Origin of the sequence: Nonomuraea sp. NPDC048892 (assembly GCF_040649735.1) — a bacterium.
In the GTDB taxonomy this organism is placed as follows: domain Bacteria; phylum Actinomycetota; class Actinomycetes; order Streptosporangiales; family Streptosporangiaceae; genus Nonomuraea; species Nonomuraea maheshkhaliensis.
On the sequence record NZ_JBEZFZ010000028.1, the window covers coordinates 1 to 22,764 of the forward strand.

Annotated in this window: 18 protein-coding genes; 4 read left to right on the forward strand and 14 right to left on the reverse strand. The window is 69.3% G+C overall.

Annotated elements, in window-relative coordinates; genetic code table 11:
• The first annotated feature begins 759 nt into the window (after nt 1-759).
• The 3 genes from AB0C28_RS46710 to AB0C28_RS46720 all read left to right on the forward strand — a co-directional run bounded on the left by AB0C28_RS46710 (nt 760) and on the right by AB0C28_RS46720 (nt 5,569).
• Complete coding sequence (locus AB0C28_RS46710) at nt 760-1,884, forward strand: PP2C family protein-serine/threonine phosphatase (RefSeq protein WP_357854228.1); 1,125 nt, start codon at nt 760-762, stop codon at nt 1,882-1,884.
• A gap of 77 nt (nt 1,885-1,961) precedes the next feature.
• On the forward strand, nt 1,962-3,125 hold the full coding sequence (locus tag AB0C28_RS46715) for a histidinol-phosphate transaminase (protein WP_357854231.1): 1,164 nt from the start codon (nt 1,962-1,964) through the stop codon (nt 3,123-3,125).
• 140 nt (nt 3,126-3,265) lie between these two features.
• The gene (locus AB0C28_RS46720) at nt 3,266-5,569 is read left to right on the forward strand and encodes an excinuclease ABC subunit UvrA (protein ID WP_357854234.1); all 2,304 of its coding nucleotides are present in this window, start codon (nt 3,266-3,268) and stop codon (nt 5,567-5,569) included.
• Nucleotides 5,570-5,576: 7 nt separating this feature from the next.
• On the opposite strand, the gene AB0C28_RS46725 is transcribed toward AB0C28_RS46720, so the two are convergent.
• From AB0C28_RS46725 to AB0C28_RS46735, 3 genes are read right to left on the reverse strand one after another with little or no spacing between them, the layout of a single operon-like run.
• Nucleotides 5,577-6,518: a hypothetical protein gene (locus AB0C28_RS46725; protein ID WP_358082567.1), complete on the reverse strand. Its 942-nt coding sequence runs from the start codon at nt 6,516-6,518 to the stop codon at nt 5,577-5,579.
• Between the two features lie 33 nt (nt 6,519-6,551).
• Nucleotides 6,552-7,448, reverse strand: a complete 897-nt coding sequence (locus tag AB0C28_RS46730; protein ID WP_358082570.1) for an LD-carboxypeptidase — start codon at nt 7,446-7,448, stop codon at nt 6,552-6,554.
• Complete coding sequence (locus tag AB0C28_RS46735; protein ID WP_358082573.1) at nt 7,435-8,172, reverse strand: Sir2 family NAD-dependent protein deacetylase; 738 nt, start codon at nt 8,170-8,172, stop codon at nt 7,435-7,437. Before AB0C28_RS46735 ends, AB0C28_RS46730 begins: the two co-directional genes overlap by 14 nt.
• Nucleotides 8,173-8,202: 30 nt before the next feature.
• Between AB0C28_RS46735 and AB0C28_RS46740 the strand changes: the two genes are divergently transcribed.
• Complete coding sequence (locus tag AB0C28_RS46740; RefSeq protein ID WP_357854245.1) at nt 8,203-9,087, forward strand: sulfotransferase; 885 nt, start codon at nt 8,203-8,205, stop codon at nt 9,085-9,087.
• Here AB0C28_RS46740 and AB0C28_RS46745 read toward each other — a convergent pair.
• From AB0C28_RS46745 to AB0C28_RS46795, 11 genes are all read right to left on the reverse strand, one after another.
• Entirely contained in the window at nt 9,059-10,945 is a 1,887-nt protein-coding gene (locus AB0C28_RS46745) for an ABC transporter ATP-binding protein (protein ID WP_358082576.1), read from the reverse strand. The genes AB0C28_RS46740 and AB0C28_RS46745 overlap by 29 nt on opposite strands.
• A gap of 417 nt (nt 10,946-11,362) precedes the next feature.
• A complete protein-coding gene (locus AB0C28_RS46750; protein ID WP_357854251.1) occupies nt 11,363-12,190 on the reverse strand; it encodes an enoyl-CoA hydratase/isomerase family protein in 828 nt (275 codons plus the stop codon).
• Nucleotides 12,191-12,313: 123 nt separating this feature from the next.
• Complete coding sequence (locus tag AB0C28_RS46755) at nt 12,314-12,529, reverse strand: helix-turn-helix domain-containing protein (protein WP_020547488.1); 216 nt, start codon at nt 12,527-12,529, stop codon at nt 12,314-12,316.
• Between the two features lie 113 nt (nt 12,530-12,642).
• On the reverse strand, nt 12,643-14,241 hold the full coding sequence (locus AB0C28_RS46760) for an ABC-F family ATP-binding cassette domain-containing protein (protein WP_357854254.1): 1,599 nt from the start codon (nt 14,239-14,241) through the stop codon (nt 12,643-12,645).
• Nucleotides 14,242-14,353: 112 nt separating this feature from the next.
• Entirely contained in the window at nt 14,354-16,945 is a 2,592-nt protein-coding gene (locus tag AB0C28_RS46765) for a Tat pathway signal sequence domain protein (RefSeq protein WP_358082579.1), read from the reverse strand.
• On the reverse strand, nt 16,942-17,550 hold the full coding sequence (locus AB0C28_RS46770) for a rhamnogalacturonan acetylesterase (protein WP_357854259.1): 609 nt from the start codon (nt 17,548-17,550) through the stop codon (nt 16,942-16,944). The genes AB0C28_RS46765 and AB0C28_RS46770 overlap by 4 nt, the downstream gene beginning before the upstream one ends.
• Nucleotides 17,551-17,552: 2 nt before the next feature.
• Nucleotides 17,553-18,467, reverse strand: a complete 915-nt coding sequence (locus AB0C28_RS46775) for a carbohydrate ABC transporter permease (RefSeq protein WP_357854262.1) — start codon at nt 18,465-18,467, stop codon at nt 17,553-17,555.
• A gap of 11 nt (nt 18,468-18,478) precedes the next feature.
• Complete coding sequence (locus tag AB0C28_RS46780; RefSeq protein ID WP_358082582.1) at nt 18,479-19,456, reverse strand: ABC transporter permease subunit; 978 nt, start codon at nt 19,454-19,456, stop codon at nt 18,479-18,481.
• 64 nt (nt 19,457-19,520) lie between these two features.
• Nucleotides 19,521-20,954, reverse strand: coding sequence for an extracellular solute-binding protein (locus tag AB0C28_RS46785; RefSeq protein WP_357854267.1), 1,434 nt, complete (start codon nt 20,952-20,954; stop codon nt 19,521-19,523).
• 119 nt (nt 20,955-21,073) lie between these two features.
• Entirely contained in the window at nt 21,074-21,703 is a 630-nt protein-coding gene (locus tag AB0C28_RS46790; protein ID WP_346111553.1) for a DUF624 domain-containing protein, read from the reverse strand.
• Between the two features lie 123 nt (nt 21,704-21,826).
• On the reverse strand, nt 21,827-22,483 hold the full coding sequence (locus tag AB0C28_RS46795) for a DUF1961 family protein (protein ID WP_358082585.1): 657 nt from the start codon (nt 22,481-22,483) through the stop codon (nt 21,827-21,829).
• Between the last annotated feature and the right edge of the window lie 281 nt (nt 22,484-22,764).

The following is a 22,764-nucleotide window of genomic DNA, read 5'->3' on the forward strand; positions in this document are numbered from 1 at the left end:
CGCCGTGCAGGAGGCCGTCATCGACGGCTACGGCAGCGTGATGAAGCACGACGGGTTCGCCGCCGCGCTGGTCCTGCGCAGTCTGTGCCTGGTGGCCGCCGGCCCGCGCGCCGGGCGCGTCGGCTAGCAGGCCGAGTGCCCTGCGCTCCAGCCGTACGACCGCCGCGGCCGCCCCCGCCGCCCTCGGATGAGCGAGGGACGAGACGAGCTCCCACGGGAACCCGGCGCTGCGGACGACCACGGCCGGCAGCAGGGTCCAGTCGTGTTCGATGTCCATATGAGACAACTCCCTTTCGTGGCCCGAATTCCCGCACCCCGCCGTAACTCAGATATTTACAAGATCGTTATTCCCTGTCAATGAGTTTCCCGATGAGAAGAAAATGAGAGCCCACCAGCCCGGGAGAAAATTCACCTTCAATCCCCACAAGACTCGCCATAAAGGACAGCGCCGCTCACCTTCTGTAGCCAAGAGCCGGATCCTTGCAGTACGGAGAGCTATCATCCGTCTAGATCAACACGAGGAGGACACCGGGATAACCACGGAATGAATTCAGCGCCGGCGAATATGCGTAATTCCCGTGACGGCCGCAGGGTATTTATTCGCACCCCCATGCGAAATGGCATCGGCGCGTTCTCATTCACGCCGGGGCAAGGTGGGGTCAAACGCGCGTGCCAGGGCGTAGGAACGGCGAAACAGGCTGATAGAAGGTGACACGAGCGCGAGAGGCGGCACGAGAGACGGGGAGGTGAAGGGGACCGGTGACGGAAGACGCGCTGCGCACGGAGCGGCGGGGCGGGGAGGGGCGGCGCCTGCGCGCACCGGTGTTCTACATCGGGCTGATCCTCGTCACCGTGGTGATCGTCGCGCTCGACCTGACCTCGGGCACGGCGGTCCGGCTGTTCCCGCTGCTGATCTTCCTGCCGGCGATCGTCTCGGGTCTCGGCGCGGTGTGGCAGACGGTCGTCGCCTCGGTCTGGGTGGTCGTCGTGGAGGTCGCCGCCGGCGCCTACCTGCGCGGCGCGTGGGACGACATCGCGCTCGCGGCCGGGTTCACCGCGCTGTTCGGCGTGGTGAGCGTGATCGGGTGCGGCTTTCGCGTACGGCGCGAGGAGGAGGTGCACCGGCTGCGCTCCGCCGCCGCCGCGCTGCAGCGGCAGATCGTCCGCCCGCTGCCGCTGCGCACCGCGGACGTCCTGGTGGACGGCCTCTACCAGCCGGTGGAGGAGGACACGATGGTGGGCGGCGACATGTACGAGGTCGCCCCCTCGAGGAACGGCACCCGGGTGCTGATCGCGGACGTCCAGGGCAAGGGCCTGCCCGCGATCGGCACGGCGCTGGCGGTGCTCGGCTCGTTCAGGGAGGCGGCCTACCGCGAGGAGACCCTCACCGGCGTCGTGGCCGCCATGGAGAACTCCGTGATCAGGCAGAACTTCTTCGCCTCCCACACCGGCGAGCCCGAGCGGCTGGTCACCGCGCTGGTGATCGACATCCCGCACGAGGCCGGCGATCCGGCGGTCGAGGCGGTCAACTGCGGCCACATCGCCCCGTACGTCATCCAGCACGGCGACGTCTGGCAGGCCGACCTGGGCGAGCCCGACGTGCCGCTCGGCGTGGCGGCGCTGACGGACGAGCCGCGCAGCATCACCCGGTTCGCCTTCCCCAGGGGCGCGACGATGCTGCTGTGCACCGACGGCGTCACCGAGGCCCGTGACCCGCGCGGCGCCTTCTACCCGCTGGAGGAGCGGCTGCGCGAGTGGGCCCCGTCCCCGCCCGCCGCGCTCGCGGCCGTGCTCGGAGCCGATCTGCGGCATTTCACCAGGACCGCGCCGCGCGACGACATCGCCATCCTCACGCTCCGCAGGCCGGAGCCGCCTCCCGGGTAGCGCCGGAGGGCCCCCTGAACCGACCCGTGCACCCGCGCGTACCTACACACATCGGACACGTGGTCCATGGAGGTGTCGTGGAGCTCAGTCTCTTGCGGGCACAAGCGCACAGCCCGTCGTACTTCTCACTTATGCGCAGCTCGACGGGAGAGCGCGCCCCGGTGGACTTCTGCATCCCTTGCAACCCGTATTTCCCCACACCGGAGATCTTCGAGCACCTCGGGAGAAATCTGGAGACGATCCTCAAGTTCTATCCCAGCGACGCGGGCACGATCACCGAGGAGCTCTGCTCCACGCTCGGGCTCCATCCCAAGACCGTCGCGATGGGCAACGGCTCGACGGAGCTGATCACCTGGATCGACCACCTGCTGGTGCGCGAGAGCCTGGCGGTGCCGATCCCCACGTTCGGCCGCTGGACCGACCAGCCGCTGGAGACGGGCAAGCGGGTGGACATGTATCCGCTGATGGAGAGCCGCAACTTCGCGCTCGACGTGGATGACTTCGTGTCGTTCGTCCGCATGCGCGGCTCGCGCGTGGCGGTGATCTGCAACCCGAACAACCCCGACGGAGGCTACCTGCCCAAGCACGAGGTCCTGTACCTGCTCGACCAGCTGATCGACCTCGACCTGGTGATCGTGGACGAGTCGTTCGGCGACTTCGTGGACGCCGAGCCCTATCCGGGTGTGGCCGCGGAGGCGGCGGTGCGGCCGAATGTGATCGTGCTGCGCAGCCTCGGCAAGAACTTCGGCCTGCACGGCATCCGCTTCGGCTACATGGTGGCCAACCCCGCGCTGGCCGGCCGCGTACGCGACGCGCTGCCGAAGTGGAACCTCAACTCCTTCGCCGAGGTCGTCGTGTTCATGATGCGCCAGTTCATGGGCGAGTACGACGAGAGCCTCAAGCGGCTCAACGCCGACAGGCGGGCGATGTTCCAGCAGCTCAGCACCATGCCGGGGCTGTCGGTCTACGCCTCGCAGGGCAACTTCCTGCTGGTCAAGCTGCCGCCGGGGCACGACGGGGTGCCGCTGCGCGACCACCTGCTGACCGAGCACGGCGTGTACGTCCGCGAGTGCGGCAACAAGCTGGGCACCACCAGCCAGTTCCTGCGCCTGGTCGTACGCCCCCAGGACGACGTACGGCGGCTGCTGATCGGCATGACGCAGTTCCTGTACTCGGGCAGCCTGCACGAGATCCCCGTGATCGGGGTGCACCACCGGGCGGTCAATCCGCTCTCGGCGTGAACCACGGGCGGGGGAAGGCTGGACCCCCCGCCCGCACCACACCCCACTTTGTCGCCCGATGTCGGTGTAGGCTGTCCCGGCTATTTCCTTACGCCATAAACAGTCACGCCACAAAAGTCGGCCGACGATGGAAGGGTTCCGTGCTCTCCAGCCAGCAGGCAAGCACCGTCCAGCCCCGCGATCACACCGCCGCGGACAGCCATGACCACATCCAGGTCCGCGGCGCCCGGGAGAACAATCTCAAGGGCGTCTCCCTCGACATCCCGAAGCGACGGCTCACCGTCTTCACCGGAGTGTCCGGCTCCGGCAAGTCCTCACTCGTCTTCGACACGATCGCCGCCGAGTCCAGACGGCTGATCGACGAGACGTACACCGCGTTCGTCCAGGGCTTCATGCCGAGCCTGTCGCGCCCCGACGTCGACGCGCTGCACAACCTGAGCGCGGCGATCATCGTGGACCAGGAGCGCATGGGCGCCAACGCCCGCTCCACGGTGGGCACCGCGACCGACGCGCACACCATGCTGCGCATCATCTTCAGCCGCGCCGCCGAGCCGTACGTCGGCACCGCCTCCGCCTTCAGCTTCAACACGGCCGAGGGCATGTGCCCCGCCTGCGAGGGGCTGGGCAAGACGTCCGAGGTGGACGTGGACGCGGTCGTCGACAGGGAACTGTCGCTCAACGAGGGCGCGATCACGCTCCCCGGGTTCGCCGTCGACACCTGGCAATGGCAGGTCGTAGCCGGCTCGGGCCTGTTCGACCCGGCCGTCAAGCTGAAGGACTTCACCGCCCAGCAGTGGGACGACCTGCTGTACAAGCCCGCCACCAAGCTCAAGTACGGCAACAGCAACTTCACCTACGAGGGCCTGATCCCCCGCGTCAAGCGCTCCTACCTGGGCAAGGACAGGGAGTCGATGCAGTCGGCGGCGCGGGCGTTCGCCGAGCGGGCCATCACGCAGGCCACCTGCTCCTCCTGCGGCGGCGCGCGGCTCAACGAGGCCGCCCTGTCGGCCAGGATCCAGGGCCACACCATCGCCGACTGCTCGGCCATGCAGATCAACGACCTGGCCGACTTCGTCCGCGGCATCGACCACCCGAGCGTCGGCCCCGTGCTGGAGGGGCTGCGCTCGACGCTCGACTCGCTGGTCGAGATCGGGCTGGGCTACCTCAGCCTCAACCGGGAGTCCGCCACGCTGTCGGGCGGCGAGGCGCAACGGGTGAAGATGGTGCGCCATCTCAACTCCAGCCTCACCGACGTCACGTACGTCTTCGACGAGCCCACGGCCGGCCTGCACCCGCACGACATCCAGCGGATGAACCGCCTGCTGCTGGCGCTGTGCGACACGGGCAACACCGTGCTCGTGGTCGAGCACAAGCCGGAGACCATCGCCATCGCCGACCACGTGGTGGACCTCGGCCCCGGCGCGGGCACGGCCGGCGGCGAGATCTGCTACTCCGGCAACCTGCACGGCCTGCGCCGCTCGGAGACGCTGACCGGCCGCTACCTCGACCACCGCGTACGGCTGCGCGAGCGGGTCCGCACCCCGTCCGGCCGGCTGCCGATCAGGAACGCGAGTCTGCACAACCTGCGTGACGTGAGCGTGGACCTGCCGCTCGGCGTGCTGACCGTGGTCACCGGGGTGGCGGGGTCGGGCAAGAGCTCGCTGATCCACGGGCACGTCGCCGGGCGGGACGGCGTGGTGGTGGCCGACCAGTCGCCGATCCGCGGCTCGCGCAGGAGCAACCCGGCCACCTACACCGGCGTGCTCGACCCGATCCGGGCGGCCTTCGCCAAAGCCAACGGGGTCAAGCCGGGCCTGTTCAGCGCCAACTCGGAAGGGGCCTGCCCGGGGTGCAAGGGCATCGGGCTCATCTACACCGACCTGGTGATGATGGCCGGGGTGTCCTCGGTGTGCGAGCAGTGCGAGGGCAAGCGGTTCACGCCTGAGGTGCTGACGTACGAGCTGCGGGGCAAGAACATCAGCGAGATCCTGGAGATGCCGATCTCCGAGGCGCGCGACTTCTTCCGCACCGGCCAGGCCGGGGTCATCCTCGACCGGCTCGTCGCGGTCGGCCTCGGTTACCTGGGGCTCGGGCAGCCGCTCACCACGCTGTCGGGCGGCGAGCGGCAGCGGCTCAAGCTGGCCGTCAACATGGCCAGGAACGGCACCACGTACGTGCTGGACGAGCCCACCACGGGCCTGCACCTGGCGGACGTCGACCAGCTCCTGTCCCTGCTCGACCGCCTGGTCGAGGACGGCAACTCGGTCATCGTGATCGAGCACCACCAGGCCGTCATGGCCCACGCCGACTGGATCGTGGACCTCGGGCCCGGCGCGGGTCACGACGGCGGCCAGGTCGTCTTCACCGGAACCCCGGCCGAGCTGATCGCCGACGGCACCTCGCTGACGGCCATCCACCTGCGCGACTACGTCAACAGGAGCTGATCCACGCTCAGACGGCCAGGCGGGCCAGCACCCGAGCGAAGTCGGGCGGGGGCGCCACGACCAGCCGGGTCTGGCCGCCCTGGGCGACGATGTCGGCCCTGATGAGCGTCAGCCGCTCCCCGTGCCACCAGTACACCTGCGGGCTGAGCCCGTCCGTGCGCGCGGCGTGCACCCGCAGCCGCTCGATGGCGCGCACGACCCCGATCCCGTCCACGGGGTGCAGCAGCAGCGTGTACGGGTCGGGCAGCACCACCAGCGTCCCGTCGGCCGGCACCGGCAGGTAGTCGCCCAGCCAGCGCAGATGCGTGGCGGCCGACGGGCTCGGCGCGGTCAGCCGGGTCACCGGTGTGCCCGTCAGCCCGATGTTCTCGCTGGTCAGCCGCTCCCGCTCGCGGACGTTGGCCACGGCCAGCTCGATCGCCCGGCCGGTCGGCACGGGCCAGCAGCCGGCCTCCTCGGGCCGTACGGCCCGCGTGCCCACGGTGAGCAGCTCGACCACGTCGGCGTTGAGGTGGCGGCCGACGACGCGCGTCAGGTCGGGCACCTCGTCCACGGCCTCCACGCGGATGCGCAGCAGGGGCCCGGCCTGCTTCAGGTCGCACACGTCGAGCCGGTCGCCGGCGGTGGCCACGGCGTGGCCGAGGTGCTCGGAGACCAGCATGGGCCAGTCTTCCCTGGCCCTGCGCCCGGCCTCGCGCCGCAGCCCGGTCAGCCGGACGACCATCTCGCCGCCGCCCGCCCCTCCGCCTGCCCCGTCGAGTGTCCCGCCGTTTGTCCCGCCGTTTGTCCCGCCGTGTGTCCCGTCGCGCGCGCCCGTCAAGGTCACGGAGGAGCCGTCCTGGGCGAACGCGAAGGAATATCCGAGGGACTCCGCGACCAGTGCGAGCAACGAGTCGAGATCGACGTCTTCGACGGGCCGTCGCGAGGGCTCACGCCTGAACAAGTTCACGCGCCATGTCCCCTTCTGTCTGATTCGTCCCTCCTACCTTGCCTGCTCCCCATTCCGGATCGAACCGGTCAGCGAGCACGATTCGGTATCGATAACACCAAGTGCATTCAGCCACACGCTCATCTGTGGCGACCCGTGCCCCACCGGCAACCCGGCCACCACCGGCACCCCCAGCGGGGCCAGCCGGTCTTCCAGCACCGGGTAAGGGTCGCCGCAGCCGACCCACGACCCGAGCGCGATCCCGCGCACGCCGTCGAAGACCCCGGCCTGCAGCAGCTGGGTGAGCATGCGATCGATCCGGTACGGCTCCTCCCCCACGTCTTCGAGGAAAGCGATCCCGCCGGCGAACGACGGCTGCCACCGCGTGCCGCACATCGAGGCGAGCAGCGACAGGTTACCGCCGCGGAGCACTCCCTCGGCGCGTCCCGGAGCAAGTACCCGGTCACCCCGCACGAGCGGCGCGGCCTCGAAGAGCGCCTGCCGCATGCTCTCCCAGGTGAGCGGCTCTGGCCCCTCCTCGTCGCCGGCGATGACGTCGCAGGCGGCCATCGGCCCGTGCAGCGTCGCCACGCCCAGCTCGATCGCGAACGCGTTGTGCAGCGCCGTGATGTCGCTCGACCCGAGCAGCACCTTGGGCCCGGCCGCGCGCATGGCGTCCCAGTCGAGCAGGTCGAGCAGCCGCGCCGCGCCGTAGCCGCCCCGGCAGCAGAAGACCCCGGTCACGGCCGGGTCGCACCAGGCGGACTGCAGGTCGGCGGCCCGGTGGGCGTCGTCGCCCGCGAGGTAGTCGAGGCCCTGACGGTCGAGGACGTGCGCGCCCACGACCACCTTCAGGCCCAGCTCCTCCAGACGCCGGACGCCCCGCCTGAGCAGGACGGCGTTGGGCGGCCCCGAGGGGGCGACGATGGCTACGGTGTCACCTTGCCGCATCGATCAACTCCTTGACGAGCGTGGGTAGTGCCTGGCCGATCGGCTCGTTGATCACCCGGTCGGCGAAGGGGTCGTAGGGGGTGGGCTGGGCGTTGACGATCACCAGGGTGGCGCCGGCGTCCAGCGCCTCGCCGCACAGCCCGGCGGCGGGATGCACGGTCAGCGAGGTGCCCACGGCCAGGAACACGTGGCACGTGCGGGCGGCGCGCTGCGCGGCCCGCATCACCTCGGGCCTGAGCGACTGCCCGAACGAGATCGTGTTGGCCTTCTGGATGCCGCCGCAGCTCAGGCAGGGCGGATCGTCCTCGCCGGCCCGCACCCGGGCGAGCACGTCCTCCATGGGCGTGATCAGCTCGCAGGACAGGCACTCGGCGCGGCGCATGGTGCCGTGGATCTCGATGACCTTCTCCAGCGAGGACCCGGCGCGCTGGTGCAGCTCGTCGATGTTCTGGGTGACGAGGGCCCGCAGCAGCCCCGCGCGCTCCAGCTCGACCAGCGCCAGGTGGGCGGCGTTCGGCCTGGCGTCCCAGGCGGCGTGATCGAGTCTGGCCTGCCACGAGGCGCGCCTGACCTCCGGGTCGGCGAGGTAGCGGTCGATGCTCGCGTCGGCCTCGGCCTGCGGGTTCTTGGTCCACACGCCTTGAGGGCCGCGGAAGTCGGGGATCCCTGAGTCGGTGGAGACGCCCGCCCCGGTGAGGACCGACACCGTCCTTGGCTCGTTCACCTGGCAAACGGTGTCACACTTACCTGTCGTATGCGACTTCCGCCCCACATCCTCGTGGTCAACGGCATCAAGGTCCGCCGCCCGGTCTTTCTGATCGGAGCGCCGCACTCCGGCGCGGACCTGCTGGCCCGTGCCCTGAAACGCTCTCCGGGTTTCCACGTGACGATGGGCCGCGCGAGCGTGGCGCACGTGCTGTACGCCTTCGCCCGCAAGCCGTCCATCGCCCGGACGTCCGGCGCCGTGCGCGTCATGCGCGACGCGCTGTCCGAGTCGTGGCAGGTGCTGCCCCGCTCGTGCGGCGAGTGCGCCGAGTCGTGCCGGGACGCGGGCGGCGTCACGGGCACGGGCCCGTGCGTGGCCACGAGCGAGGTCACCCGCTTCGCCGACGGCAGCCCCGACCTGCTCTACAGCGTGCCCGTGCTGCTCCAGGCCTTCCCCGACGCCCGGTTCATCCAGCTCATCCGCGACGGCAGGGACGTGGTGGCCGACATGCTGGCCGATCCGGCGTGCCTGGCCTGGTTCAAGCCGGCCATGTTGTCGGAGCAGACCGAGTTCCCCAACGCGTTCCTCGGCGTCAACAAGGACGAGCACCTGCAGCGCTGGAAGACGATGCCGGCGGCGGGCAAGAGCGCGCTGCGCTGGCGCAGCGCCGTGCGGATGAGCGCCGAGCTGCGCCGCACGCTGCCCGGGCCGCAACTGCTGACCGTGCGCTACGAGGACCTGGTCGGCACGCCGCCGCGCACGGTGGCGACGCTGGCGGAGTTCCTGGAGACGCGGGTGTCGAAGGTCGTCATGTACGACACCGCCGTGCCCAAGGTCGGCGCCTGGCGCACCCGGCTGCGCCGCGAGGACCTGGAGCTGGTGGAGAAGGTGGCCAGGGAGGAGCTCACGCGGCTGGGCTATCGGAAGAACTGAACTGGGTGCGGTAGAGCTCGGCGTAGAGCCCGCCGCGCGCCAGCAGTTCCTCGTGCCGGCCGCGCTCGGCGATCCGGCCGTCGTGGACGACGAGGATCTCGTCGGCCTCCCTGATCGTCGAGAGCCGGTGCGCGATGACCAGCGACGTGCGGCCCTCCAGCGCCGTCTTCAGCGCCACCTGCACCGCGGCCTCGGACTCCGAGTCGAGGTGGGCGGTGGCCTCGTCGAGCACGACCACCCTGGGCGCCTTCAGCAGCAGCCTGGCCAGTGCCAGCCGCTGCTTCTCGCCGCCGGACAGCCGGTAGCCGCGGTCGCCCACCACGGTCTCGAGACCGTCGGGCAGGCCGGCGATGAGCGGGCCGATCTGCGCCGCGTCGAGCGCCTGCCAGATCTCCTCGTCGCTCGCCTCCGGCCTGGCGTAGCGCAGGTTGGCGGCGATCGTGTCGTGGTAGAGGTGGGCGTCCTGCATGACCACGCCGACGGTGTCGCGCAGCGAGCCGAGCGTGGCGTCGCGCACGTCGAGCCCGTTGATCCTGACCGCGCCCTCGTTGACGTCGTAGAGCCGCGACACCAGCGAGGTGATCGTGGTCTTGCCCGCGCCGCTGTGGCCGACCAGCGCGATGAGCTGCCCCGGCCGCGCCGTGAAGGACACGCCCTCCAGCACCGGATGGGACGGCCCCGTGTCCTGTCTGGCCACCGACTCCAGCGAGGCCAGCGAGACCTCCTCGGCCGCCGGGTAGCGGAAGCGCACGTCGTCGAAGTCGATCGTGACCGGCCCCTCGGGCACCTGCACCGCGCCGGGCCGCTCGGCGACCATGGGCTTGAGGTCGAGGATCTCGAAGACGCGGTCGAAGCTCACGAGCGCGGTCATCACGTCCACGTGCACGTTGGACAGCGAGGTGAGCGGGCCGTAGAGGCGCATGAGCAGGGCGGCCAGCGCCACCAGGGTGCCGAGCTCGAAGGCGCCGGAGACGGACAGGACACCACCGATGCCGTAGACGAGGGCGGTGGCCAGCGCCGCGATCAGGCCGAGCGCGACGCGGAAGACGGTGCCGTACATGCCGACGGTCACGCCCACGTCGCGCACCCGGGCGGCGCGGGCACCGAAGACCGCGGCGTCGTCCTCGGGCCTGCCGTAGAGCTTGGCGACGGTCGCGCCCGCCACGTTGAAGCGCTCGGTGGTGACCGAGCTCATCTCGGCGTCGAGCTGCATCTGCTCGCGGGTCAGCGCCGACATGCGGCGGCCGACGTATTTCGCGGGCACGATGAAGATCGGCAGCAGCACCAGCGCGACCAGCGTGACCTGCCACGACAGCGCCAGCATCGCGCCGAGCACCAGGACCAGGCTGACCACGTTGGCGACGACCGAGGACAGCGTGCTGGTCAGGGCGCGCTGGGCGCCGATGACGTCGGTGTTGAGCCGGCTGACCAGCGCGCCGGTCTGGGCGCGCATGAAGAAGGCCACCGGCATGCGCTGCACGTGGTCGAAGACCTCGGTGCGCAGGTCGTAGATGAGGCCCTCGCCGATGCGGGCGGAGAACCAGCGCTGCGCCAGCGTCAGCCCGGCGTCGACCAGCGCGAGCGCGGCGATGGCCACGGCCAGCCAGACGATCACGGTGGGCCGCTTGGGCAGGATGCCGTCGTCGATGATCGCCTTCATCAGCAGCGGGTTGGCGACCACGATCATCGCGCCGGCCACGACGAGCGCGAGGAACGCGGCTATCTGCTTCGTGTACGGGCGCGCGTAGCCCGCGATGCGCCGGACCGTGCCCGGCCGCAGCCGCTGTTTGGTGACCGAGCCGTCGCGTCGCAGGGATGCCATCGCGCTCGGGCCGAAGCCCCCACCCATCATCGCCATGCGGGAGATCCCCCCTTTCCTCCGCACGGACAGCGCCGCCGGGACGCCCGGGATTCCCGGCTCAGCTCACCGCGAAACCCGCAGCGAAACCCAGGCGGAACCCAGGGCGGAACCCACGCCGAAACCACCGGGAAACCGGCCGCCGGAAAGCCTCCCTTCTCCGCGCGGCGCTCTGCGGCACGCTGAGCCGTTTTCCGGCCCCGCCGTCAGTCGTACCCGCCGACGAGCCCGCCCGGCGGCCCAGGGGCGTCACAGCCCCGCACGACCGGCCGGCAGCGCCGGCGCCTGAGTGACGAATCAGCCCGACCGGCCCAGAAGCACCGAACCAGCCTCAAAGCCGCGAATCAGCCCCGACCCGGCCCAAGAGCGCTGAGCCGCGGATCAGCGCGATCGGTAGTGTCAGTCTTGTCAGTCTTGTCAGCCGGATCGGCCGAAGAGTGCCTTGATGCGGGCCGCCTGTTCGATCCCCTCGGCCACACTCTGCTCCTCCAGGGTGCGTGCCTGCGCCCCCTGGAGGAGCCGCTTGGTCGCCACAGCCGCGTCCCGGTTCGTCGACAGCAGCTGCGCGGCCTTGTCCTTCACCGCTTGATCCAGGTCGCCCCCGGCGACCACTCTCTCCGCGAGGCCGATGCGCATGGCCTCTTCGGCGTGCACGGTCCTGGCGGTCAGGCAGATGTCGATCGCCTTGGCCAGGCCCACCAGCTCGACCAGGGGCTTGGTCCCCGTCAGGTCGGGCACCAGGCCCAGTGCGGGCTCTTTCATGCAGAACGAGACGTCTTCGGCCACGATCCGCAGGTCACAGGCGAGCGCGAGCTGGAATCCCGCACCGATCGCGTGCCCCTGCACTGCGGCGATGGAAACGATCTCCGGGCGGCGCAGCCACAGGAACCCCGCTTGGGCCTGTCTGATGCGCTGCTCGAAGCCGGTGTCTCCGTCTGCGGCCACCGAACTGAACGAGCCCTGTCCGGGCACCCCCTCAGAAGTGAACGTTCGCAGGTCTATGCCTGCCGAGAAGGACGGTCCCTCACCTTTCACGACGACGACGCGTACCTGCTCGGGCAGGTTCTCGCCGATGCGAGCCAGTTCCGACCATGTCGCGAACGTCTGTGCGTTGCGCTTTTCCGGCCGATCCAGCGTGATCGTCGCTATCTCACCGTCCACCTCATAGCGGACCCCGTTCTGCGCCGAGGCAGAGCCGTCGTCCGCGTTCTTCCCCCCGCGCTGTCGCGCCTGCGCTTCCGCCATCGCCCGCTCCCTTGTCCGGAGTGCTGACCGTCGCGCCCGAGCTTACAGAATATGATTCTGGCCCGGGCGCGACGGCGGCTGACTAGGGACGGGCGGCTGCGGTCGCACGTTCCGAGGCGGCCGTCAGCGCTTGGACTTGCCTCGGGTCGCCCCGCCGCGTCCGCGCAGAGTCACACCGGACTCGCTGAGGATGCGGTGGATGAACCCGTAAGACCGACCGGTCGAAGCGGCCAGGGCGCGGATGCTTTCGCCCGCGGCGTAGCGCTTCTTGAGATCGCCGGCCAGTTTTTCCCGGTCGGCCCCGGTGACCCGGGTGCCCTTCTTCAGTGTCTCGGCCACGAGTACCTCCTGTAGTGCCGGACTTCCGCAGCGTTACTCCGCCATGATCAGTCATTTCAGCGGGATCGGCTACCTACTCCACGGGAAAAGATCCGTACCCACTCAAATTAAGATCAGGCAAGTGCCACAAGATCGGAAAATTCGGCGCTCCATGCGTCTTCAGTTCCGTCAGGTAGCAAGATCACCCTATCCGGTGACAGGGCGTCAACGGCACCCTCGTCGTGGGTGACTAGGACGATTGCTCCTGAATACGACCTCAGAGCGTTGAGTACCTGCTCCCTGCTGACCGGGTCGAGGTTGTTCGTGGGCTCGTCGAGCAGCAGCACATTGGCGCTGGAGAGCACCAGCATGGCCAGCGCCAGCCGGGTCTTCTCGCCGCCGGACAGCACCCCCGCGGGCTTGTCGACGTCGTCGCCGGTGAACAGGAACGAGCCGAGCACCTTGCGCAGTTCGGTGTCGGTGAACCCGCCGCCTGCCGAGCGCATGTTCTCCAGCAGGGTGCGGCCCGGGTCGAGGGTCTCGTGCTCCTGGGCGTAGTAGCCGATCTTGAGGCCGTGGCCGGGGCGCAGCTCTCCCGTGTCGGGCTGCTCGATCCCGCCCAGCAGGCGCAGCAGCGTGGTCTTGCCGGCGCCGTTGAGCCCGAGGATGACGACCCTGTGACCTCGGTCGATGGCCACGTCGACGTCGGTGAAGACCTCCAGCGACCCGTAGGTCTTGGACAGCCCTTCGGCCATGAGCGGGGTGCGCCCGCAGGGCTGGGGGTCGGGGAAGCGCAGCCGCGCCACCTTGTCGGCCTTGCGCTCCTCCTCGGTGCCGGACAGCAGCCGGTGCGCGCGCCGCATCATGTCCTGGGCGGCCTTGGCCTTGGTCGCCTTGGCCCGCATCTTGTCGGCCTGCGCCAGCAGCGCCCCCGCCTGCTTCTCGGCGTTGGCGCGCTCGCGCTTCCTGCGCTTCTCGTCGGTCTCGCGCTGGGCGAGGTAGGCGTTCCAGCCGACGTTGTAGTGATCGATCACCGACCGGTTGGCGTCCAGGTGGAGCACCTTGTTGACCGTGGCTTCAAGAAGGTCGACGTCGTGGCTGATGATCACCAAGCCACCCTGATGACTGCGCAAAAAATCGCGAAGCCACCCGATTGAGTCCGCATCTAGGTGGTTTGTCGGCTCGTCGAGAAGGAGAGTTTCCGCTCCGCTGAAAAGAATTCGCGCCAATTCCACGCGCCTGCGCTGACCGCCGGAAAGCGTTTGCAAGGGCTGCCCGAGGACCCGGTCGGGCAGGCCGAGACTGGAGGCGATGGAGGCCGCCTCCGACTCGGCCGCGTAGCCGCCGAGCACGTGCATCTGATCTTCGAGCCGGCCGTAGCGCCGCACGGCCTTCTCCCTGGTGCGGTCGTCGGCGGACGACATGCCCAGCTCCGCCTCGCGCAGCTTGCGGATGACCTCGTCGAGCCCGCGCGCGGACAGGATGCGGTCGCGGGCCAGCACCTGGAGGTCGCCGGTGCGCGGGTCCTGGGGCAGGTAGCCGACGCTGCCGGTGGTGGTGACGCTGCCCGCGGCGGGCAGGCCCTCGCCCGCCAGCACCTTGGTGAGCGTCGTCTTGCCCGCGCCGTTGCGGCCGACGAGCCCGATCTTGTCACCGGGGTTGACCCGGAAGGTGGCCTTCTCGATGAGCAGGCGCGCGCCCGCGCGCAGTTCGATATCATTCGCAATGATCATGGTGACCGGTACACTCCCGAGGTAGGAAACGAGGATTGGGCGTGCGACGCCGGTCAATCGGGAGCATGCATACCGATCAGTGTAGGGCCCCCGGAAGGGGCCCCACCTCTCCTTAACGTGCCGTGAGGTGCTTGCCGATCAGCACCAGGTTGTGAATGGCGGCCAGCCCGTACTGCGCGGCGCTGTTGGTGCTGACGAACGCCGCCTCGTGCACCGGGTGCGGCACCCGCGGGCCGTCCACCAGGGTCAGCTCCCAGTTCTCCTGATGTTGCAACGGGTTGCGGTTGAGCTGGTCTCCCTCCCCCAGGCGGAACTTGCGCCACGCCCAGGCGGCCAGCTCGGCGTCCTCGGTACGCGCCGCCGCGTACGCCGTCAGCCTGCTGTGCGCCTGGATCAGCGAGATCCCGCTGAGCCGCCGCCCCGTCTCCGCCTCCTGCTGCTCCGGCGGGGCCAGGTAGAGGCGGCAGTACTCCAGCCAGGCCCGTTCGAAGCCGGGCACGTCCAGGTCGAGCGCGATCAGCTCCGCGCACATCTCCGGCAGCCCGAACAGCGACGACAGATGCGAGATCGAGATCTGGTCACGGCTCGTGTCGAACCGGCCGGTGTCCAGATCCATCCGCCCCTCGCCGGTGAGGAAGCGGCGCGGCATCGCGCCGATGTCGGCCATCGTGCCGAGCAGCCGGTCCCTGGCGCGCTCGTCCCCGTGCCGCTCCCAGCGGGTCAGCCAGGCCGCCGCCAGCGAGCCCCAGTCGGTGCCGAGCCCGACCGACAGCGCCGAGCGGTCCGGGGTGTAGACGTCCTCGCGCACCTTGCGCTGCGGGTCGATCACCAGGAACGTCTCCTCGGGGACGCTGAGCTCGTCCATGAGGTCGCCGGTGCGCTCGTCGGCCGTCAGGTAGTAGTAGAAGCGCCGGTAGGCGGCGTTGGAGATGCGCAGCTGCTTGCAGCTGCAGCCCCAGTGCTGCACGTTGTGCCGGCTGCCCAGGCCCTTCCACCTGCCGAGGTGATAGACGTCCACCTCGCCGGTGTGACGGCACATGGCCTCGGCGAAGCGGAAGACGTCGGCCCGTCCCGTGCGCAGATACTGCAGCCACAGCCACAGATCGGGTGACAGCTCCGAGTTGTCCCAGGCGTAGCCGCCGATGTCGTAGCGCCAGGTGTGCCGGTCGGGGTCGTAGGTGTGCATGACGTCGCCGTAGTCCCAGAACCCGTACCAGCGGCGCTGCTCGCGTTCGCGTTCGTACAGGTCGAACAGGAAGTCCAGCCGGTCCTCGATCTCGGCGTGCGCGGGCGTGGAGCGGTCGGGCAGGCCCCACACGCCGAACACGTCCGCCTCACGCACCCGCTCGGGGCTCGCGGCGAGCAGCGCGGGGGCGTTCATCGCGGCGGCGTGCGCGGCGAGCTCGTCGGCCGCGGGCGTGGCGTCGTGGGCGCGCAGGCTCAGCTCGTGCGTACGCGCGATGCCCTTCGGATCGCCGAACCCCGGCTCGTAGTCCTCGTACGTGATCTCCAGCCCTTCGAGCTGCTCCTCGAAGGTGTCCTGGCCCATGCCGTCGTGGTAGAAGCGCAGGTCCATGGCCGGGGCGGACGGCGACCAGAGCCAGATCGTCGCGGTGGCCACGTCGGCGGCGGCGTTCCTGACGTCCAGGCGGGTGGGGTGCAGCCGCCAGAAGTCGCGCAGCCCGAAGCCGAGACCGCCGCTGACGCCGCCGACGTAGCCGTAACCGGCCGAGCGGGTGCCGGCCGGGATCGTCACCCAGCCGTGGCCCTCCTTGGTGCGCTTGCGCAGCGTGTAGCCGTCGGCGGAGCTCTGGTCGAGGGTGTAGTCGCCCCACGTGGGGATGAGGTGCAGCCGCCGGGCCACCTCGGGGTCCAGCTCTCCGGCCGGGCGGCCCTCCACCTGGGCGCGGCGCGCGGCCTCGCCCGGGTCGCGGCGCAGGCCGGTCAGCCCGCGTACGGCCTCGGTCAGGAAGCCGTCGCTCCCGGCCAGGCGCACGTGCCGATCGTGCGGTTCGTCGCGCATGACGACGTCCGCGCTCAGGCCGAGCCCGGCCAGGAAGTCGCGTTCGGGGTCGCCGTCCCAGACGAAGGTGTGCAGGATCCGCACCTGCTCGGCGCCGGCGTAGAAGTAGAGCCGCACGGTGAAGGGCAGCCAGTCGCCGTGCCGGCCCTCCAGCCGGACCACGGCGCGCAGGGGGCCGTCCTGCTCGACGGTGACGCTCTCGACGACGCCCGCGGCCCGCTGTCTGGCGGCGTGGCCGTCCTCCTCGGGGGTGGGCTCGCTCTGGCGCAGGCTGACCAGGCGGACGTTCCTGGCGATCTCGCGGCTCCCGCGCGAGATCGAGCGGGCGACCGTGCCGCCGCCGATCGTCCAGGTGACGACGCCGGTGCCGACGATCAGGTCGTCGCCCTGCCTGGTCACGGTGACGGCGCCGGCTTCCGGGGCGGCTGCCCCAGAAACGGGCGCTGCTGCGGGCTCCAGCCGGTAGTGCTCGGAGCGCGTTCCCGCGCCGGCGGCGTGGGCGGACCACTTGACCGAGCCGTCGGGCCAGGTGGCGGTGACCCAGCTCTGCACGGGCACCCGACGCCCGTCGGCGTCCGACAGCGCGAACGGCGTGCCCCGCTCGACCGCGCCGCGCGGCCACGGGACGCCCCAGGTCACTCCTTGGTCTCCGGGACGGTCCAGCCAGCGCAGCTCGGTCATGCGATCTCCTTCAATCCTTCGGCGACGATCGCGGCCACCTCGTCGGCGCCGCGGAAGCAGAAATGGGTGTCGTCGGCCACGCCCTCGGGGTAGAGCGGGTGTGCCCCGGGCGGGAAGTGGGTGAACAGGGCCTTCGAGCCCTCGGGGCCGAGCCGTTCGTACAGCTCGGTGGTGGCGGCGGTCAGGTCGATCAGCGGCACGTTCTCGGCGACGGCCAGCTCGCGCACCTGATCGGGGTAGCCGCCGTGCGTCGGGACCAGCCGCGCGCCGTCGAACCTGCGCCGCTGCACCGGCGTGCACAGGACGGGGAGCGCGCCCGCCGCGCGCGCCTCCGCGACGAAGGCGCGCAGGTTGTCGCGGTAGGGCAGCTCCGGCTCCTTCTGGTCGTTGTGCCCGAACTGGAGCACGACGACGTCGCCGGGGACGATCTCGCGTACGAGCGCCGCCCAGAGCCCCTCCGCCCGGTGGCCGGCCGTGGTGGCGCCGCCCTTGGCGAAGTTGCGCACGGGAACGCCGGCGTACGCTCCCAGCTGCGCGCCCCACCCGGACATCGGCGCCTCGTGCGCCGGGCAGGACGCGACCGTCGAGTCCCCGGCCAGCAGCACGGTCACTCCTTGACGCCTCCGATCAGCACGCCCTTGGCGAAGTGCTTCTGCAGGAACGGGTAGAAGAACAGGATCGGCAGCGTCGCGATGACGACGACCGCGAACTTCAGGCCCTGCTCGGGCGGCACCCAGGTCCGGTCCATCTGGGACAGCGCCGCCGCGGCGTCGGTGTTGGTGAGCTGGCGGACGAGGATCTGCAGCGTCCACTTGTTCGGGTCGCTGATGTAGAGCAGCGGTGACATGTAGTCGTTCCAGATCGCCACCGCGTAGAACAGCGAGAACGTCGCGATGATCGGCTTCGACAGCGGCAGCACGATCTTGAAGAAGACGCCCATCTCGTTGCAGCCGTCGATCCGCGCCGCCTCCTCCAGCGCCTGCGGCAGCTCCTGGAAGAAGCTCTTGACGATGATCAGGTAGAACGGGTTGATCGCCAGCGGCAGGATCAGCGCCCAGTAGCTGTCGAGCAGCCCGAGGTCGCGCACCACCAGGTAGGTGGGGATCATGCCGCCGGTGAAGACCATCGTGAAGATGACGAGGTTGAGCACCAGCGTGCGGCCCGGCAGGTACCGCTTGGCCAGGGGGTAGGCCATGGTGAAGGTCAGCAGCACCTGCACCACCATGCCGACCGCCGTCACGACCACGGTCGTGAGCAGGGCGCGGACGAAGGTGGGGGTGGCGAAGATGTACTCGTACGCCTCCGTGACGATCTTGTGCGGCCACAGGAAGAACGGCCTGGTGGAGATCTCGGCCTCGTTGGCGAGCGAGCCGGCCAGCACGTACAGCAGGGGCAGCACCGTGATCAGCGCCAGCCCGACGAGCACGATGACGTTGAGCGCGTCGAACACGCGGCTGCCGAGCGAGCTGTTGTTGTCGACCTTGAGCTTGGCCGGCTTCTTGGTCTCGGTCATGGTGGACATGTCCGGCCTCCTCAGAACAGTCCCCGCTGGCCGAGACGCTTGGCCAGCCAGTTGGAGCCGAAGATCAGGATGACGCCGGCGACGCCCTTGAACAGGCCGACGGCGGTGGAGTAGCTGATCGCGCCGTTCTGGATGCCGGCGTAGTAGACGTAGGTGTCGAACACGTCGGCCACCGAGCGGTTCAGCGACGTGGTCATCAGCCAGATCTGCTCGAAGCCGGTGTCCAGCAGGTTGCCCGAGGCCAGGATCGCCATGACCACGACCGTCGGGCGGATCGCGGGCAGCGTCACGTGCCAGAGCTGGCGGAAGCGGCCCGCGCCGTCCATGCGGGCGGCCTCGTACAGGTTGGGGTCGACCCCGGCCAGCGCGGCCAGGTAGATGATCGTGCCCCAGCCGGTCATCTTCCACAGCTGCTGCAGGATGATCAGGGGCCGGAACCACTCCTCCTGCGCCATGTAGTCGATCTTCGCGGTGTCGCCCAGGATGTCGCGTATCCAGCCGGACAGCACGCCGAAGTCGGCCGCGAACAGCACGTACGTCAGCGACGCGACGATCGTCCAGGACAGGAAGTGCGGGATGTAGATGAGCGACTGGATCGAGCGCTTGAGGATGTTGAGACGCAGCTCGTTCAGCAGCAGCGCAACGATGATCGGCGCGGGGAAGACGATGAGGATGTGCAGCAGCGCCAGGAAGAGCGTGTTGAACATCAGCCGCCCGAAGTCGGGACCGGAGAACAGCTCTTCGAAGTGCTTCAGGCCGACCCAGGGGCTGCCCGAGTAGCCGAGGAACGGCAGGAAGTCCTGGAAGGCGATGGTCACGCCGTACATCGGCAGGTACTTGAAGACGACGAAGTACGCCAGGCCCGGCACGAGCATCAGGTAGAGCCAGCGGTAGCGCAGCACCGCCGTGCGCAGCGGGACCTTGTCGGCCCGGCGCTTCTTCGCCTTGGGCGCCGCCTTCGAGGGAGGCGTCGCCAGGTCGGTGGCCACAGCGGCCTCCTTTCGTATGAGGGGCCCGGCGGGTGCCCGGGCCCCTCAGGCGAGCGGTCGGTGACTACTTGGGCAGTTTGCTGAGCAGGTCGTTGATCTCGGCCACGATCTGGGTGCCGCCGCCGTCGTACCAGCGCTTGATCTCGCCCTTGAGCTGCTCCTCCGTGATGGCGCCCGACAGGAACTTCACCCGGGCGTCGGAGACGATCGTGTCGATCTGCGGGCCCCGCTGGACCTGCGTGGGGGCGACCACGGGCAGCGCCACGTTGTGCACGGCCGTCTTGAGGTCCTCCGCCATCAGCTTCTGCTGCAGCGCGACCATGTTCCGGTACGGCTCCTCCGGCGGAACCCGCTGGTAAGCGATGCCGCCTGTGTCGACCGAGCCCTTGGTGCCGAGCTGGATGAAGGCGTCGTCCACGTTGTCCTGGACAGTCTTCACCGCGGGGTCGTCCACGTTGATCAGCGTGGCGGTGTCGCCGTTGTCGACCTTGAAGTTGCGGCCCTCGATGCCGTTCTGCAGCAGGACCTGGCCCTCCTTGGTGGCCAGCTTGTCCAGCGTCTTCAGCACGTTGTCCAGCTCGGCCTCGGTCCGCACGCTCTGCTTGGAGATCGCCAGCGAGTCGGCGTAGCCGGTGAACGGGTAGGAGAACTTCTGGCCGTCGGCCTTGGCCAGGTTGCCGACCATGGCGACCTTGTCGCCGTAGTTCTTGTCACCCTCCTCCCTGAACAGGTCGAGGACCTGGCGGGAGCGGATGTTGACGTCGATGATCATGCCGCCCTTGCCCTGGTGGAACGGCTCGTTCCACTTGGCCGAGTCGAGGGTGGCGAAGTCGGGGTTGACCAGGCCCTCGTCGACCATCTTCTTCAGCCACTTGTTGGCCTCGATGAACTCCGGCGTGTCGAACCCGGGCACGACCTTGCCGTCACGCTCGCCGTAGCCGTTGGGGGCGCCGAACCAGGTCTCGATCACGTCGTACGGGCTGGCGCTGGCGTAATTGCCCGGCCACTTCGGGATGATGAGGCCGTAGGTGTCCTTCTTGCCGTTGCCGTCGGGGTCCTTCTCCGTGAACGCCTTGGCGATCTGGTAGAAGTCGTCGATCGTCTTCGGCTCCTCGAGGCCGACCTTCTTCAGCCAGTCCTTGCGGATGACGATCGCCGAGCGCAGCAGGGGTCGCATCCGGTAGAGGCCGTAGATCTTGCCGTTGATGGAGGAGTTGAGCGCCGTGCGCGCGTCGGCCGGCTTCAGGTTCGGGTACTTGTCCAGCTTGTCGGTCAGGTCCCAGAACGCGCCTGCCTGCGCCGACTTGACGAACGCCGGCAGGTGCGGGTCGACCACCACGACCTGCGGGATGTTGTCCGAGGCCAGGGTGACGTTGAGCTTCTCGGTGTACTCGGCGTTGGGGACCCAGGTGACCTTGATCTTCTTGCCGATGAACTTCTCGATGGCCTGCTGCAGCTCGCCGGTCGGTTCGGGGGCCGTGCCGAACAGCTTCGACATGAACGTGATCGTGTTCGGATCGGATTGAGGCGCGTCGCCACCGCCCGAGCAGGCCGAGGCGGTGAGAGCGGCCGTTAGCGTTAACACACCGGCAAGAAGCCGACGGCGACGGGATGCGCTCATGAGTTCCCTTTCGAATGCAGGCGCGCCTCGTTCTCCTCGAAGAAGCGCAGGCAGAGCCACGTGTTGAGATAGATCCACGCGCCGAAGCTGATCATCGGCGCCAGGATCGGCGCCACCGAGGTCGCGAAGGCGATGGCTGAGAGCGCTAGCAGCAACAGCACGGACGAAGCCGGACGCATCAGCGCTAGCTGCGCCGCCTTGGGCCAGTAGGCCCGCAGCGGCAGGTCGTAGTGCGCGTAGAGCGGCCCCACGTACGCCCCCACGCCGGCCAGCGCGATGAGGGCCACGAAGGTCGCGATCCTCGGCACCCCCATGCTGGGCCCGAGGGCGGAGAAGTAGAGGTAGTTGCCGATCAGCACGACGGCGGCCAGCGCCCCCGGCAGGACCAGCAACGAGGCCCGGGCGAACTCCCGCCGGTAGACGGTCCAGAATTCGCGCCAAACCTGAAACGTTTCATTACGAGCATGCCGCCGGGCCAGCGTGTAGCCGGCCACAGTGGCGGGCCCGACCCCCAGAACCACGCCTCCCGCGAGCGTGAAGGCAAGCCAGGCGAGGTTCAGCCGGACCGCCCAGATGAGCTCTGAGCAGGCAGCTTGAAACCTGATCGACATGGCGGGATGGTTCATCCGGCACCACCTTCTCGTGGCATGTGCACGGATACGGGGGTGGAGTATTGCACCGTGGTTCCTGCCCAGTTACAAGCGAGTGAACGGCGGTTGGTGCGAAATTAGTGTTGAATCGACTCAAAGTCAATGACGGGACACGCGGAGATTTGCGTACTCTCCGATCAGCGGCGCCATCTGCCGGAACCCGATCTTGCCTCCTGCCAGGGCGGAACCGCCGATCGAGCCGTCGTCCCGCCACCGGAACGAGACCAAATCGTTGATTGCGAAGCTCACCACTCCCCCCTTGACCTCCAGCCGCACGGCGTAAGGCCCGTCGGCGTCCAGCACCCCCGGCAGCGGATCCGGCCCCTGGGCGACCAGGTGGAACCCGTGGCTCTTGCGCAGGTTGCAGGTGTGCAGGGCGCGCTCGGAGGCCCACATGCGGCGGAAATAGGACACGTGGTAGGCATCGATGTCGCCGTGGTGGTACTGCTCGTACGGGCCGTCACGGGTGCTCAGGGCCGGGTCGAACAGGTCCTCGCCGTTCCTGCCCCTGGCGTGGAAGAACATGATCGCCAGCCCCGGCTCCCTGACCGGCCAGAACTCCCACTCGATCCGGACGCCGTCGGGAAACTCCTCAGGACACCACAACACCAGATTCGCCGCCTGCCCTTCGACGGGGGCCCGCCGGCTCTCCAGCCGCATCCGGCCCTGCGGGAACGACATCGCACCGTCCCCCTCCATCCGGAACCCGGCCAGGTCGTCGGGGGTGGCCAGGGGGTTACGGTAAATCTCGCCCAAGTCAACTCCTCCTGTTCAACTTTGCCGCCGAACGTAGTACACCCGCCCTCGCTGTGCTCTCACGGAAGGCGTGCTGGGGCAGCGGATGGAGGGCTGGCCATCCTTCGCGTCCGACTGGCCTAGGGTGGCCTGTTTTCCCAGGTGAACGGGCATGCTGGTCTCGCCGCACGCGTTGCGCCGGGCCCCTCCGCACACCTCCTCACCGACGCGGCGCGCCAAGGTGCGCTGAGGGGGTGCCGGGAGTGCGCGCGCCGGACAGGCCGACGTGCCAGAGACACGGA